Origin of the sequence: Mumia sp. ZJ1417 (assembly GCF_014127285.1) — a bacterium.
Taxonomy (GTDB): domain Bacteria; phylum Actinomycetota; class Actinomycetes; order Propionibacteriales; family Nocardioidaceae; genus Mumia.
Map to the genome: position 1 here is coordinate 283,360 of NZ_CP059901.1, position 14,538 is coordinate 297,897.

Genomic DNA, 14,538 nt, shown 5'->3' on the forward strand with positions numbered 1-14,538 from the left:
GGTTCGATGTGCACAAGCACACCGACGAGAGGAATCCATGCGCCACTCGATCGCACGATCCGGGGCCGCCCTCCTGGCAGCCGCAGCGCTTGTCCTACCCACCGCATCCGCCGTCGCCGAACCCGCGGCCGACCGTACGACCGGCCCCGCCGCCTCCACAGACGCCCGCGCGGGCGCACCGGTCAAACCACCCGTACTCCCACGCCACATCGACGGCGGTGCCTGGCCGACGAGCCACGTCCAGGGCGCCGCGATCGACGAGCATGAGGGCGTCGTCTACTGGTCGTTCACCCAGGTGCTCGTCAAGACCGACCTCGAAGGCAACGTCCTCGGGACAGTCACCGGTCTCACGGGCCACCTCGGAGACCTCGACCTCAACACGCACGACGGCCGTGTCTACGGGTCGCTGGAGTACAAGGCCGAGGAAGCCTTCTACATCGCGATCTTCGACGGCGCCAAGATCGACCGCATCGGCATGGACGCCGAGACCGACGGCATCATGACGACCGTCTATCTCCCGGAGGTCGTCGAGGACTTCACCGCCGACATGGACCGTGACGGCGTGTTCGACGGCGACACCGGCAACACGGCGGATCACCGCTACGGCAGCAGCGGCATCGACGGTGTCGCGTTCGGCCCCGCCGCCGGCAAGGACAGGGGCAGGGCGAAGGGCAAGCAGGTGCTGCGCGTCGCATACGGGGTGTATGCCCACAAGGACCGCATCGACAACGACAACCAGGTGCTGCTCGAGTACGACGTCGCGAGCTGGCGCCGCTACGAGAAGCCGCTCGTCCAGGACGCGCCGCACCGCAGCGGGCCGCGCGAGGTCCGCAACAAGTACTTCGTGTTCACCGGCAACACCACGTACGGGGTCCAGAACCTCGAGTACGACGAAGCGTCCGGGCACTGGTTCCTCGCGGTCTACAAGGGCACCAAGCCGGGCTACCCGAACTACTCGCTGTTCGTCGTCGATGGCGACCGTCCCCCGTACCAGGCGGTCGTGCGCGGGCAGGCCGAGCCGGAACTCGGAGACCACCTGTCGCTGCTGCCTGCCGGGCAGTACGACCCGGCGTCGTCGACCTTCGGTTGGACGTTCGACGCGTCGTACGGGCTCGTGTCGGTCGGAGGAGGCTACTTCTACGGGGCCTCCGGCGGTCCCGTCGTCGAGGACGGCGTCAAGAAGCAGACCGGTGCGCTCGACCTCTACCGCTGGACGGGGGCGACGCCGACCCCGTTCGAGAAGGTCGGCTGACTCACGGCAGACCGTGGCCGCTCGTCCGCGCCTCCCCGTACGCTTCGACGTGGAGGTCGCGGGCGAGCGGCCGCGAGAGGAGCGCCAATGACCAGCTGGCAGCCGGACGTGCTGGGCCCCGGGTACGAGCAGCACCGCATCGACCTGGGCGAGGACCCCGACGGCGAGGGCCGCATCGACGCCACCCTCGTACGCCGCGTGCCGCACGCCGACGAGACGCCGACCGGGTCGGTTCTCTATGTCCACGGGTTCAGTGACTACTTCTTCCAGACCGAGCTCGCCGACTTCTTCGCGGCGCGCGGGTTTGCGTTCTACGCGCTCGACCTCCGCAAGTGCGGTCGCTCGCTGCAGCCGGGGCACACCGCACACTTCGTCTCCGACCTCGCGCTGTACGACGCCGAGCTCGAGCGGGCGCTGGCGATCGTGCGCGCCGAGCAGGCCGACGACGTGGTGCTCGCGGCGCACTCGACCGGCGGGCTGATCCTGCCGCTGTGGCTCGACCGCCGCCGTACGCCTGGGGAGCGCGGTGACGGGGTCGCCGGGCTGATCCTCAACAGCCCATGGTTCGACCTGCAGGGCGCGCGCTACCTGCGCTCGGTCGGCACCGAGGTCGTCAAGCTCGTCGGTCGCGTGAAGCCGACGACCGTCATCAAGCTGCCGCCCGGCGACGCGTACGGGGCGAGCCTGGCCTCGTCGCACTTCGGTGAGTGGGAGTTCAACACCGCCTGGAAGCCGATCTCGGGCTTCCCCGTGACGTTCGGGTGGCTGCGTGCGATCCGGCTCGCCCACGCCCGGTTCCACCGCGGCCTCGACATCGGGGTGCCCGCGCTCGTCCTGCGCTCGACCCGCAGCCACGTCGCGAGCGACTACTCCGACGCCGTCGACTCCGCTGACGCCGTGCTCGACGTGCGCCAGATCGCGCGCTGGTCGGGCTGCCTGGGCGGCGACACTCACGTGGTGCCGATCGAGGGAGCGCGTCACGACGTCTTCCTGTCGACCGAGGGCCCGCGCAAGCGCGCGTACGAGGTCGTCGACACGTGGCTGCGTCAGGAGGCGCGGCTTGTCGTGGGGCCCCAGGAGCTCCCGGCCGGATGACCGGTCCCGCCGTGCGCCGGCGGGTCGGGCCGGTCGCGACCGGTGCGCTGCTGCGCCGGCTCCGCGACCGCGACCGGCTCGTGGCCCTGGTCGGGGCGTGGGACGACGGGCACGATCTCGTCGCGTACGAGCCCGACCGGCTGCTCGGCGCCGACGAGGATCCGTTCGATCTCGGGACGGGGCCGGCGGACGGCGCCGCCGCGTCGGCGACGGCGGCGGGCACGTGGATCGGCTGGTGGGGATACCCGCTCGGCGCCCGGCTCGAGGACATCGGCGAGGCGCCCCCGCGGCCGTACCCGCTGCCCGACGCCGACCTCGCGCGCTACGACACCGTGCTGCGGCGCGAGCCGGACGGGGTGTGGTGGTTCGAGTCGGTGGCCGCGCCCGAGGCGGCCGAGCGACGGTGGGACGCGCTGGCGGCGCTGCTGGCGGGCCCCGAGCCGGCTGCGGCGCCGTACGCACTCGAGCCGTTCGTCGCCGTGCCCGGGCTCGACGCGCACCGTGAGGCCGTGCGGCGGGCGATCGCGCACATCCACGCGGGCGACATCTTCCAGGCGAACATCTGCCTGCGCCTCGAGTCTCGGCTGAGCGGCGACCCGCTCGAGATGTTCCTCGCGGGCGTCGAGGAGCTGCGCCCCGCATACGCGGCGTTCATCGCGGGTCGTACGGGCACGGTGGTGAGCCTGTCACCCGAGCTGTACGTGCGCCGGACCGGTGACCGTGTGGTGTCGTCGCCGATCAAGGGGACGGCGCCGGCGGGCTCCGACCCGGCGGAGCTCGCGGCCTCGGTGAAGAACCGCGCCGAGAACGTGATGATCGTCGACCTGGTCCGCAACGACCTCGGCCGCGTGGCCCGGACCGGCACCGTGGAGGTCACGGCGACCGCGGCGCCGCGCCCGCACACCGGGGTGTGGCACCTCGTGTCGGACGTGGAGGCGGTGCTGCTCCCGGGGACGAGTGACGCCGACGTGCTGCGGGCGTCGTTCCCGCCCGGCTCGGTCACGGGCGCGCCGAAGGTCCGCGCGATGCAGGTGATCGGCGAGCTGGAGGCGACGGGGCGGGAGGTCTATACCGGCGCGGTCGGCTACGCGGGGCCGCGCGGCCTCGAGGCAAACGTGGCGATCCGGACGTTCGAGGTGCGCGGCGAGCACGTGTGGCTCGGTGTCGGCGGTGGTGTGGTCGCGGACTCCGACCCCGACGACGAGCTGCGCGAGTGCTTCACGAAGGCGACCCCGCTCCTGCGTGCCGTGGGCGGGACGTTCGCCGGTGGAGCGGCGAGCTCGGGTCCCGTGGGTCGAGGAGCGGCGAGCCCCCCAGGGCGAGCCGTGTATCGAGACCGTCCCCCCGACCCCGCCTCCGGCATCTTCGACACGCTCCTCGTCCGCGACGGCGTCCCCGTCGACCTCGACGGACACGTCACGCGCCTCGCGGATGCCGCGCGGGCGGTGTACGGCATCGCGCTCGACGCCGACGACCTCGCCCTACGCGCGGGTGATGCCGCGACCGACCTCGCCGGTTCGCACCGCCTGCGGCTGGCGCTCGATCCCCGTACGGGCGCCGTCGACGTCCGTACGACACCGGCCGGAGTCGTGCCGTCGGACCCGTGGACCCTGCGGCCCGTCGTCGTCCCTGGCGGCCTCGGCGACGCGAAGTGGCGCGACCGCGCGCTGCTGGACACGCTTCCGGGCGCGCCGTGGACGCCGACGCGCGACCCGCTGCTCGTCGACACGGACGACAGCGTCCTGGAGACCGGACGGGGCAACGTGTTCGCAGTGTTCGACGACGGCGTCCACACCCCGGCGCTCGACGGGCGGATCCTGCCCGGCGTGACGCGGGAGGTGGTCCTCGGGCTGCTGCGCGCGCGGGCGGTGCCGGTCCACGAGCGCCGGATCGCGCTCGCCGAGCTCGCCGGCGCGACGGAGCTGTTCGTCACCAACGCGATCGGCCGGGTCCGTGCCGTGACGGAGGTCGAGGGCGTGGTGCAGCGCGCTCCCGGCCGTACGACCGCTTGGTTGCGAAGCCTCGATACCTCGGCCCCACCGAACTTGAGGGATTCGGCCCCGCTCGTGGGCGCAACTCCTCAAGATTCGTCGCGGGCGGGTGCGCGGGTGCTGCTCATCGACAACTACGACTCGTTCGTGCACAACCTCGCGCAGTACGTGCGGGAGCTCGGTGCCCAGGCCACCGTGGTGCGCAACGACGCGGTCGACGTCGACGCGCTGGAGCGGATGCGCCGTGCCGGAGCGTTCACGCACCTCGTCCTCTCGCCCGGACCGGGCGCGCCCTCCGGAGCCGGTGTCAGCGTCGACGCCGTCCGTGCGTTCGGCTCGTCCACGCCGATCCTGGGCGTCTGCCTCGGGCACCAGGCGATTGGCGAGGCGTACGGGGCGCGGGTCGTGCGGGCGCCGCGTCCGGTGCACGGCGTGCCGTCGCTGATCCACCACGACGGGCTCGGCGTGTATGCAGGGATGGACGGGCCGTTGGTCGCGGCGCGCTACCACTCACTCATCGTGGAGGGCCTCCCCGATGCGCTGGTCCCGACCGCCTGGAACGCCGAGGGCGTGCTCATGGGCGTGCGTCACCGCGAGCACCCGGTCGAGGGCGTGCAGGTGCATCCGGAGTCGATCCTGACCCCGCGTGGGCACGATCTCCTCGTGAACTTCCTGTCCCCAGACGTTCGAGCGTGACCCCTACGCCCGAGCCCGTGAGCGGCGGCGGAACACGACCACGGCGGCGACCACGCCGACGACGGTGAGCGCCGCGAGCGCGATGCCCCACCCCGTCGTCAGACCGGCACCGACCGCCGCGTAGAACGCCGACATCCCGATCGTCGTCCACACCAGCGCCCACACCATGCAGCCGGGGATCATCGCGAGCAGATAGCGCATGAACGGCATCTGGACGACGCCCGCGCCCGCGTTGATCACGGTCTGCGCACCGACGGTCAGGAACGAGACGGGCACCGCGAGCGCGCCCCACCGTCGTACGACATCGGCGCCGCGCTGGGCCGAGTCGCCCTCGAGCCAGTCGTGGGTGCGGGCTCGCCAACCGCCGGTCGGATGGGGGCGGGTGAGCACCTGGACGGCGGCGACCCGCGCGATCCAGTACGTCGCCTGCGCCCTCAGGAAGACGACGACGAAGAAGAACAGCCACACCGTGACGGCGGGTCCTTCGGGGCGATCCACAGGCACCAGCCTAGGAACCCCGGCCCACACGCCGGACAGCCGCCCTCACCCCGCGAACAGGAGGAACAGCCCGAGGAACGTGTAGCCGACCATCACCAGCATCAGCGCGAGCTGGCCGGTGAGGTGGTGCGCACGAGGCAGCAGGCGGATGCAGCGGTCGTGCGCGGCGATGACCCCGAGGACATGGCCGGTGAGGACGAGCCCGACCTTGAGGACGGCGAGCAGGTGGGGGTGCTCGGACAACCAGTACGAGACCTCGAGACCGCCGAGGCCGAGCAGGTCCCAGCCGCGGTCGAGCGGGTCGGCGAGGGCGATGACGGTGCGCTGACCCTTTTCGACGAGGTACGACAGATAGTGCGCGCCGACGTACCCGACCACGATCGGCACCAGCGAGTGCGCCAGCTCGCCCGGCATCGCGCGCCGCTGGACCCCGGCGAGCCCGCCGGTCGCGCGTGCGGCCAGGACGAAGATGCCACCGACGAGCGTGATCATCGCGACCAGCCCGAGGGACTTGTACGAGACGGCGAGCGCCGGCGACCCGGCGTACCAGGACTGCACCTCCGTCATCCACCACGACGTGCCGAGCGCGGAGTCGAACGCGGTCGATCCGAGCAGCACCGCGACGACGGCGACGATGCCGCGGTCGACCGGGAGGCCGGCGAGGTTCGACAGCGGGTTGCGGGCAACGATCCGGCGGTCATCCGGTGAGCGTCGTCCGAACGGCGACAGCGCGGCGACGAACGCCGCGTACAGGTCGAACGGGTCCGCTCGCTCGAACCACCGCCGGCCGAAGGCGAGCCCGCCGAGCACCCCGACGACGACGTACGCCACGAGCCAGACCCGTACGGTCTCCAGCGCGCCGGGGTCCGGCGACGCGAGCTCGGTCCACACGAACGCGAGCAGGCCCGAGGCGGCGGGCCAGTAGCCGAGCCGCGCGGGATAGGCCCACACACCCGTCGCCGGGTCGCGCCGCAACGCCCAGCAGGCGGCGCGGTGGAGTGCTCGTACGGGCGAGACGTAGGCCCAGACGTGCCCGCACAGCAGGGACAGCGGGACGATGCCCACCCAGAGCAGCACGTAGAACGCGCCCGGCGCTCCGTTGGTGGGACCGGGCTCACCGCCGAACGCCGCGAGCGCGACCCAGGCGGTGAACCCGACGCCGAGCACGCCCAGGACGGCGTGGGAGGGGCCGCTGTCGACCGTGCGGGTGATCCACAGCGGCAGCGCGATCCCGGGCGTGCTCGGGTCGAGACGGGGACGCCGCCACGCGAGTGCGAGGACGGCGAAGGAGAGGGCCAGCGCCCAGGCGGCGCCGACCATCGCGTACGCCAACGGGAGGGGGAGGTCGGTGGACCCACCGACCCCGTGGGCGAAGACTGTGCCGTCGATGAGCGTCAAGGCCGGACGTCGATCGTGGCGATCGTCCCTCCGAGGTGGTGGGACTCCAGAGAGACGCTGCCGGGGACGTCCACCTCGAAGGTGAACGACCGCGTGCCCTTGGTGACGGCGAAGGTCTGCTCGGGCTCGGCGTGGAGGTGGAGCTCGTCATCGGTGTCGGAGGTGACGTCGAGGGTGATCGTCTCGCCGACCTCGGCGTCGTACGCCTTGCCCAGCGGGCGGATCTTGCCGCCGGCGATGCTCACCACGATGACGAGACCTTCCGCGTCGAGCGTCGGCGTCGCAGATCCCGACGGCGTGGCCGCGGTCGCCGACGAGACGGATGCAGGGGGCTCCGTCTCGACCGCGCTCGCGGAGCCGGCGCTCTGGCTGCCGCAGCCCGTGAGCGTGAGCATGCCTGCGAGGCCGAGCGCGAGAACGGTGAGCGTACGGGGCGGGGTCATCGGTCGTCCTCCTGGACGGGCGGGGCGATGTGGTCGTGGGTGTCGGCCTCCTGCGCGGCGAGCTCGCGGGCCTCGGCGATGCGGTCGCGCTTGGCGATCACGAGCACGACCAGCGTGATCGCGATCGCCGGGACGAACGCCGGGACCGCGAGGAGCAGGGGGTGGTGCGCGAGAAGGATCGCATCGGGAGGCATGTCAGACGAGCGCGGGTGGTCGGTCGTCCGCGCGGCGCTCGGCGGGCGTGCTGCGGGGCGTCGAACGGGCGACCCGGGCCACCCCCCACGACAGGGCCCAGATCAGCAGCAGCGAGCAGATCGCGACGACGGTGCAGGCGGCGTTCCAGAGCCACGCCGGATGATCGGCGTTCTTCTCGCGCTGGAGGATCGAGGTCTCCGGGACGAAGGCGCGGGTGAACGTCGCCGGTGCTGCGAGCTCCTTGGCGCCGATCGCCTCGTCGGCGGGCATCCAGATCGGGACCGCGGCGAGGATGCGGTCGTCGGACACGCGGACCAGGGTCTTCCACGTGCCGTGGACGGGCACCGGCCGAGTCGTCTCCCACACGCCGGGCGCGGTCTCGCGGAGCCGGTCCACGACGACGCCCTCGCCGCCGCCCTGCCACGCCGTGATCTGCACCCACGTCGGGTTGTCGCTGGGCAGGTCGACCCGGTCGAACGTCACGCGGGCCTCGACCGTACGAGTCGCAGGGTCGGCGTCGACGTCGGTGAGCTGGACGGTCGCGCTCGCGTCGGGGACGGTGGCCCAGAGCCCGTTGCCGAGCGAGACGGACACCGCGACGACGCCGGCCACGATGATCGTCCGGCACACCGCCTTGCCGGGGATGTCGCCGGTCGTGAGCGCCGTCCCGAGCAGGGCTCCCGCCATGCCGGCGAGCACCCCCACCGGAACCGACATCAGCAGGCCCTCGAGCCACATGCCGCTGGTCCAGGGGAGGACGAACGCCGCCTGGACCCACAGGCCCTCGAGGGCGAGCCCGACGGTCGAGAGGCCGAGGCCCGCGACCGCGCCGAAGAGCAGCCGGTGGCGAGAGAGCGGGGCGATCAGAGCCAGCAGCTCGATGACGACGGCGGTGCCGAGATAGAGGGGGAAGACGTTGTACGCCTCGCCGAGGACGGGGCCGACGATGACGGCGGTGCCGACCCGCACCGCGAGGTAGAACAGCACGGCGAGGATCGCGCCCCATGCGCCGAGCACGCGCCTGGCCGCGACGAGAGCCAGGCTGGCGGCCGCCGCGATCATCATCGGGTGAAGCGGCTGACGGAACTGCTGGATGCCGAAGTCGTACTCGACCTGAAACACCGACAGGCCGATCAGGAGTCCGCCGAACGCGGCGGTGTACGCGATGCGTACGCGCAGCTCGCGCAGCGACTGGACGGTCTTGCCCTGGGCGAGGTCGCCCTCCCGCAGCAGGGTGAGGATGCCGACGAGCGACAGCCCGGCCCCACCGATGAGCATGAGGTGGGTCGGCCCCCACAGCGTGACGTCCTGACCGAAGATGCGGTGCCAGACGTCGTCGAGCGGGAAGCCGATCAGGGCGTACAGGCCAGACCCTGCGACGAGGAGACCGCCGACCGGGACGCGCCAGGCGCGGGTGATCTTGACCGCCGCGGGCCCGGGCACCTCGTCGAGGGGAAGGACCATCGCGGTCGCGCCGGCGATGAAGGTGAGGAAGAGGCCGACGAGGATCAGGTAGTGCGCCGGGTTGGCCAACGGGCCCTCGTCGCGGCCGACGCCGGCGTGCAGGCTGACGTCCCAGATGAAGCCGAGGAACGCGGTGACGAGGGCGAGCGCGAGCAGGCCGCCGGGGACCGCGACCCAACCCGGACGGCCGAGGCGCTGCTCGGCGTGATCGCTGAGGCGCTGGAGCCAGGTGATGCGACGCGTCCGGTGCGCCCAGGCGATCCAAAGGAGGCCCGCGAAGATCACCGCAGAGGCGACGGACATGCCGATCACCTGGTCGAGTGCGGCTCCGCCGGCGGGGCGCTGCTCGGCGGCGAGCAGGGCGTCGTACAGGGCGGTGTCGGCCATGCGAGGGAGTGTGACATTGGCGATGGCACATGTCAACGGTCATGTATCGCGTGGCTCGCTCATCCACGGGATGAGTCGCTCGCAGGAGACCCGACCGTCGCTCGTCGACGACCGCGCCGTCGCCCCCGCCGCCCTAGCATCATCGTGTGAGAACGGCGATCATGACCCCACGCAGGACGGACGTGCTGCTGTGCGTCAGCGTCGCGGTCGTGCTGGCCGTCGTCGCCAGCTCCCACGAGGGGCGCGCGGGCGACGTGAACCCGCTGGCGTACCTGTGGGCCGCCGGGCTCGGTCTCCTCATGCTCATCCGGCGAAGCCACCCGGTGCTGGTGCTCGTGCTCACGACGCTCGGCTTCTTCAGCTATTACGCGGCCGGCCTCCCCGCGATCGGCGTCGCGGTGCCGATCGCGGCCGCGCTCTACTCGGCCGCGGAGATGGGCCATCTGCGCGCGGCCATCGTCACTGGGACCCTCACGCTCGGCCTGTCAACGGCATACCGGGTCGCGACCGGCCAGAACGTGTCTCTGGTCGTCGGGTACGAGTTCATCACGCACGCGGCCCTCATCGCCGCTGCGATCGCGCTCGGGCACAGCGTCCGCGTCGGGCGGCACCTGCGGCGGCGGACCGAGCAGGTCTCGCGCCTGCTCACCCGCCAGGGCGAGCTGGACCAGGTCGTGGAGGGGCGGGAGGAACGGATGCGGCTCGCGCGTGAGCTGCACGACTCGATCGGGCACTCGCTGTCGGTCGCCTCGCTCTACTCCGTCGTCGCCCGTGAGGCCGGCGACGCCAAAGAGCGCGACGACGCCCACGAGCTCGTACGGTCGTCGATCACCGACGCGTCGTCCCACCTGCGGCGCACGGTCGCCGTGCTGCGGGGCAGCGGGCGGTTCGAGCCCGACGCGGGACTCGACCAGGTGGGCCGCCTCGGGGCCGCGCCCACCGCCGCCGGGTACGCCGTCGACGTGCAGGTGGATCCGGTCGACGTGGCGCCCGAGGTCGGAGCCGCCGCGTTCCGCCTCGTCCAGGAGGCGATCACGAACACCCTGCGTCACTCGAACGGGCGGAGCATCAGCGTGCGGGTGCGCCTGCGGGAGCCGGGGCTGCTCGGCGTCCGCGTCGTCGACGACGGTACGGCCGCCGTACCCCCGCAGATCCGGCCTGGGCACGGCCTGAGCGGCATGCGGGAGAGGGTTACGGACCTCGGCGGCACGCTCGAGGTCGACGCCGGCGCGAGCGGGTGGGTCGTGGAGGCCTCGATCCCGACGATGCCGGTGACGGCCGGGGGCGCCCCGTGATCCGGCTGATGCTCGTCGACGACCAGGTCCTCCTGCGGCACGGGCTGCGCGCGATCATGCAGAACACCGACGACATCACGGTCGCCGGCGAGGCGAGCGACGGCCGCGAGGCGCTGCGGGTGGCGCGGGAGCTTCGGCCGGACGTCGTCCTCATGGACCTCCAGATGCCGGTGATGTCCGGGGCGGAGGCGATCCGGGCGATGCGGGCCGAGCCGCTGCTCGCGCAGACACCGGTGCTCGTCCTGACGACCTTCGATGACGGAGACGACGTGGTGGAGGCGATCGCCGCGGGGGCCAACGGCTACCTGCTCAAGGACATCGACGCCGACGAGCTGCGGCGAGCGGTCCGTAACGCCGCGGACGGGCGCGCCCAGATCGCGCCGGGGGTGCTGCGCCAGCTGATGGACCGCGTCGCTCGGCTCCCGACCCGCAAGACCCGAGAGGAGAAGCTCGCCGGGCTCACCGAGCGTGAGGTCGAGGTGCTCACCCAGGTGGGCCTCGGGCTGACGAACGAGGAGATCGGCAAGGCCCTTTTCCTCTCCCGCGAGACGGCGCGCACGTACGTCAGCCGTCTGCTCACCAAGCTCGACGCCCGTGACCGAGCCCAGCTGGTCGTGCTGGCACACCGGGCCGGACTCGTCGACTGACGCGACCCTGAGCCGCGTACGTCCAGAGGCGATCGGACTGTCGCTCCTGAGGGACTGATCCGGCCTTCCCGCGCTCCTAGCGTGGTCGATCGACGCGTGGTTGATCGGCGACGTGTCGAACGCCGGAGAGGGAAGTGGACGTCATGGAGAGACTCGCTCGCGCCTGCCAGAGCGCGCGATGGTTCGTGGTGGTGGGGTGGATCCTCGTCGTGGTGGCGTTGTCGGCGCTGTCCGGCACGTTCGGAGGTGAGACCAGCGACGACTACGAGCTGCCCGGGTCGCCGAGCGACCGCGCCGTGCAGATCTTGGAGGCCGGCGGGTTCTCGTCCGGCGCCGGGACGCAGGCACAGCTCGTGCTGCACCGCGAGGACGGGCTGGACCAGGCGCCGGTGCGTGAGCAGGTGGCGTCGATGGTCGACGAGGTCGCGGACCGCGTCCCGGACGCGAGCGTCGTCGGTCCGTTCGCCCCCGAGGGTGCCCACCAGCTCTCGCCTGACCGTACGACCGGCTACGTCATGGTCGGGCTGCCCACCCAGGACGCGGAGGCAACCGCGGAGCTTCGGGACGACCTGGCCGACCTGCGCGAGACCTTCGCCTCCGACGGGCTGACTGTGGAGGTCGGCGGCCTCGGTGCGGAGCAGGAGAGCGAGAGCGGCCCGCCGAGCGAGATGATCGGCGTCCTCGCAGCCATCGTGATCCTGCTCTTCGCCTTCGGGTCCGTGTTCGCGATGGTGCTGCCGATCCTGGTCGGTGTCGTCGGAGCGGCGAGTGGCGTCGCCCTGGTGGGACTCGGAGCGCGGGCCGTCGACATGCCCAGCTTTGCCGCCCCGGTCGCGGCGATGATCGCGATCGGTGTCGGCATCGACTACGCGCTGCTCGTCGTCACGCGTTATCGGGAGGTTCTCGCGGCTGGCGCGCACCCGGCTCGCGCGGTCGTCCTCGCGCAGAGCACCGCCGGCCGGTCGGTCCTGTTCGCCGGTGTGACAGTAGTCATCGCCTCGCTCGGCCTGGTGCTGATGGACCTCAAGGTCATCACCGGGGTCGCCATGGGTATCGCGGGCTCGGTGCTCGTCACCATGCTGGCGGCCGTCACGCTGCTGCCCGCGATGCTGGCGATCACCGGCCGGCGGATCGACCGGCTCTCGGTGCACCGGCGTCGTACGACCTCCGACGGCGGACGTCTCGCCCGCCGGTGGAGCCGTGTGGTGCAGCGCAGGCCGTGGCCGGCCGCCCTTGCGGCGACCGCGGTGCTCGTCCTGCTCACGCTTCCGGTCCTCGACCTGCGGCTCGGGTTCTCCGACGCCGGCACGCGCCCGACCAGCGACACCAGCCGGCGGGCGTACGACCTCGTGGCGCAGGGCTTCGGCCCAGGCGCCAACGGCCCGCTGGTCGTCGCGGCCGCGCTGGAGGAGGGTGCGGGTCCTGACGAGGTGGAGACCCTGGCCGACACGCTGGCAGCAACGCCAGGTGTCGCCGCGACGACTCCACCGGTGTTCTCTGCTGCGGGCGACGTTGCGTTCCTCCAGGTGATCCCGACGACAGGCCCGCAGGACGAGGCGACGACCGACCTCGTGCACCGCATCCGCGACGACGTCGTGCCCGCGAGCGACGGGCTCGAGGTCGCGCTCGGTGGGGCGACGGCGGCGGCGGTCGACTTCGCCGACTACACCGCGGAGCGCCTTCCGCTCTTCCTTGCGGTCGTGCTCGGCGCGGCGCTCGTGCTGCTTGTCGCCGTGTTCCGCGGGCTCGCGGTCGCGATCAAGGCGGTGCTCGTCAACCTGCTCTCACTCGGTGCCGCGTTCGGGGCGGTGGTGGCGGTGTTCCAGTGGGGGTGGGGTGTCGAGCTGCTCGATCTCGGCGCCAGCGCGCCCATCGAAGCGTGGGTGCCGATGATGCTGATCGCGATCGTCTTCGGACTGTCGATGGACTACGAGGTCTTCCTCTTGTCCCGCATCCGCGAGGAGTACGACCGTACGGGCGACAACGCGGCCGCCGTGGCCGAGGGGCTCGCGCGTACGGCGCGGGTCATCTCGGCGGCCGCGGCGATCATGGTGTGCGTCTTCGGCAGCTTCGTGCTGGGGTCCAGCCGTGAGCTGCAGCTGTTCGGGTTCGGGCTCGCGTTCGCGGTCTTCATCGACGCGACGCTGGTGCGGCTCGTGCTCGTACCGGCGGTCATGGAGCTGCTCGGTGACCGCAACTGGTGGATCCCCCGCTGGTTGGACCGTGCCCTGCCCCGCCTGACCATCGAGGCGTCGCGCGGTCCTCGGGGTGAGCGGTGATGGGCCGCCCTCGGCTCGGCCTCCCCGTGTGGGCGATCCTCCTGCTGGCCGCCCTTGCGCTGCCTCGCGTCGTGGTGCACGACCTCGGGGTCGACGTCGGCGCGCTCGCCATGGCCGTGCTCGCGCTCGGGCCGCCTGCGGTCTGGGTCCTCGTCGCCCTTCGAGCGCGCGTCCCGTCACCCGTCACGACGCTCGTGGTCGTCGGACTCCTGTACGGCATCGGGCTCGGCGTCGGCCACAACCTGATGTGGGACTCGGCGTTCGAGGACGATCCGGCACTCGGCGGGGCGCTGGAGGGCGACCTCCCGGCGGGGGCGGAGGAGACGCTGCTGCGCACGGCGACGTTCGGGAGCAGCCTCTTCACGGGCGCCGTGGTCGGGCTCGTCGCCGGGCTGGTCGCGAGCGGCATGCGCCGCGTCGGCCGGTCTGACGGTGCCCGCCGGTAGGCTGGAGTCGCACATCCGGCGGCGGTGCCGTCGGTCGTACGACACGTGAGGACGTCCCGGTGTTCGGTGATGATTTCGGCGGGCTCGGCCAGCCAGGTGGCGGCATGCCCGACATGTCTGCGCTGCTCGAGCAGGCCCAGAAGATGCAGGAGCAGCTGCTTGCCGCCAAGGAGGAGCTGAGCCGGGCCAGGGTCACGGGTGAGGCCGCCAGCGGGCTGGTCAAGGCCACCGTCACCGGCACCGGCGAGCTGATCTCGGTCGAGATCAAGCCTGAGGCCGTCGACCCGGACGACGCCGAGCTCCTCGGCGACATGGTCGTGGCCGCGGTCCGTGACGCCAACGACCAGGCCGAGCAGCTCGCGGCCGACAAGCTGGGCCCCTTCGCGGGTGGCTTCGGCGGTGGCGACGCCCTCGGTGGCGGCGGCGCTGCGGGCGCGCTCGGGTTCTGACGC

The 14,538-nt window shown here is 72.2% G+C and carries 13 protein-coding genes and 1 pseudogene; 9 read left to right on the forward strand and 5 right to left on the reverse strand.

All coding sequences use genetic code 11. The annotated features are described in order from the left end of the window. The first annotated feature begins 37 nt into the window (after positions 1-37). The 4 genes and pseudogenes from H4N58_RS01325 to H4N58_RS20840 all read left to right on the forward strand — a co-directional run bounded on the left by H4N58_RS01325 (position 38) and on the right by H4N58_RS20840 (position 5,034). The gene (locus H4N58_RS01325) at positions 38-1,252 is read left to right on the forward strand and encodes a hypothetical protein (protein WP_167249384.1); all 1,215 of its coding nucleotides are present in this window, start codon (positions 38-40) and stop codon (positions 1,250-1,252) included. Between the two features lie 87 nt (positions 1,253-1,339). Next, positions 1,340-2,347 carry an alpha/beta hydrolase gene (locus H4N58_RS01330; RefSeq protein WP_167249382.1) on the forward strand — a complete coding sequence of 336 codons (1,008 nt, stop codon included), beginning with the start codon at positions 1,340-1,342 and terminating at the stop codon, positions 2,345-2,347. Further along, a pseudogene (locus H4N58_RS01335) lies at positions 2,344-4,305 on the forward strand (aminodeoxychorismate synthase component I); the annotation flags it as partial. The gene H4N58_RS01330 and the pseudogene H4N58_RS01335, both read left to right, overlap by 4 nt. 150 nt (positions 4,306-4,455) lie before the next feature. Beyond that, positions 4,456-5,034, forward strand: coding sequence for an aminodeoxychorismate/anthranilate synthase component II (locus H4N58_RS20840; protein WP_347878344.1), 579 nt, complete (start codon positions 4,456-4,458; stop codon positions 5,032-5,034). Between the two features lie 3 nt (positions 5,035-5,037). Here the strand turns inward: H4N58_RS20840 and H4N58_RS01340 are convergent, their stop codons facing one another. The 5 genes from H4N58_RS01340 to H4N58_RS01360 are packed head-to-tail and all read right to left on the reverse strand — an operon-like array spanning position 5,038 to position 9,419. Then, a complete protein-coding gene (locus tag H4N58_RS01340) occupies positions 5,038-5,532 on the reverse strand; it encodes a DedA family protein (RefSeq protein ID WP_167249380.1) in 495 nt (164 codons plus the stop codon). Positions 5,533-5,577: 45 nt separating this feature from the next. Next, positions 5,578-6,930, reverse strand: a complete 1,353-nt coding sequence (locus tag H4N58_RS01345) for a hypothetical protein (RefSeq protein WP_167249378.1) — start codon at positions 6,928-6,930, stop codon at positions 5,578-5,580. Further along, positions 6,927-7,373 carry a hypothetical protein gene (locus H4N58_RS01350; protein WP_167249376.1) on the reverse strand — a complete coding sequence of 149 codons (447 nt, stop codon included), beginning with the start codon at positions 7,371-7,373 and terminating at the stop codon, positions 6,927-6,929. The genes H4N58_RS01345 and H4N58_RS01350 overlap by 4 nt, the downstream gene beginning before the upstream one ends. Beyond that, positions 7,370-7,567, reverse strand: coding sequence for a hypothetical protein (locus H4N58_RS01355; RefSeq protein ID WP_167249374.1), 198 nt, complete (start codon positions 7,565-7,567; stop codon positions 7,370-7,372). Before H4N58_RS01355 ends, H4N58_RS01350 begins: the two co-directional genes overlap by 4 nt. 1 nt (position 7,568) lies before the next feature. Beyond that, positions 7,569-9,419, reverse strand: coding sequence for a hypothetical protein (locus H4N58_RS01360; protein ID WP_167249372.1), 1,851 nt, complete (start codon positions 9,417-9,419; stop codon positions 7,569-7,571). Between the two features lie 146 nt (positions 9,420-9,565). Here H4N58_RS01360 and H4N58_RS01365 point away from each other — a divergent pair, with 146 nt between their 5' ends. The 5 genes from H4N58_RS01365 to H4N58_RS01385 all read left to right on the forward strand — a co-directional run bounded on the left by H4N58_RS01365 (position 9,566) and on the right by H4N58_RS01385 (position 14,535). Beyond that, a complete protein-coding gene (locus H4N58_RS01365; protein ID WP_167249370.1) occupies positions 9,566-10,714 on the forward strand; it encodes a sensor histidine kinase in 1,149 nt (382 codons plus the stop codon). Next, the gene (locus H4N58_RS01370; protein WP_182397129.1) at positions 10,711-11,361 is read left to right on the forward strand and encodes a response regulator transcription factor; all 651 of its coding nucleotides are present in this window, start codon (positions 10,711-10,713) and stop codon (positions 11,359-11,361) included. Before H4N58_RS01365 ends, H4N58_RS01370 begins: the two co-directional genes overlap by 4 nt. A 143-nt stretch (positions 11,362-11,504) precedes the next feature. Then, a complete protein-coding gene (locus H4N58_RS01375) occupies positions 11,505-13,640 on the forward strand; it encodes an MMPL family transporter (protein ID WP_167249368.1) in 2,136 nt (711 codons plus the stop codon). Next, a complete protein-coding gene (locus H4N58_RS01380; RefSeq protein WP_167001159.1) occupies positions 13,640-14,086 on the forward strand; it encodes a hypothetical protein in 447 nt (148 codons plus the stop codon). The genes H4N58_RS01375 and H4N58_RS01380 overlap by 1 nt, the downstream gene beginning before the upstream one ends. Positions 14,087-14,145: 59 nt before the next feature. Then, positions 14,146-14,535, forward strand: coding sequence for a YbaB/EbfC family nucleoid-associated protein (locus H4N58_RS01385; RefSeq protein WP_347877914.1), 390 nt, complete (start codon positions 14,146-14,148; stop codon positions 14,533-14,535). The last annotated feature ends 3 nt before the right edge of the window (positions 14,536-14,538 follow it).

Coding starts and splice junctions, on each gene's coding strand:
- H4N58_RS01350 (WP_167249376.1), bottom strand. CDS start 7,373: ATGACCCCGCCCCGTACGCTCACCGTTCTCGCGCTCGGCCTCGCAGGC.
- H4N58_RS01360 (WP_167249372.1), bottom strand. CDS start 9,419: ATGGCCGACACCGCCCTGTACGACGCCCTGCTCGCCGCCGAGCAGCGC.
- H4N58_RS01380 (WP_167001159.1), top strand. CDS start 13,640: ATGGGCCGCCCTCGGCTCGGCCTCCCCGTGTGGGCGATCCTCCTGCTG.
- H4N58_RS01325 (WP_167249384.1), top strand. CDS start 38: ATGCGCCACTCGATCGCACGATCCGGGGCCGCCCTCCTGGCAGCCGCA.
- H4N58_RS01375 (WP_167249368.1), top strand. CDS start 11,505: ATGGAGAGACTCGCTCGCGCCTGCCAGAGCGCGCGATGGTTCGTGGTG.
- H4N58_RS01355 (WP_167249374.1), bottom strand. CDS start 7,567: ATGCCTCCCGATGCGATCCTTCTCGCGCACCACCCCCTGCTCCTCGCG.
- H4N58_RS01330 (WP_167249382.1), top strand. CDS start 1,340: ATGACCAGCTGGCAGCCGGACGTGCTGGGCCCCGGGTACGAGCAGCAC.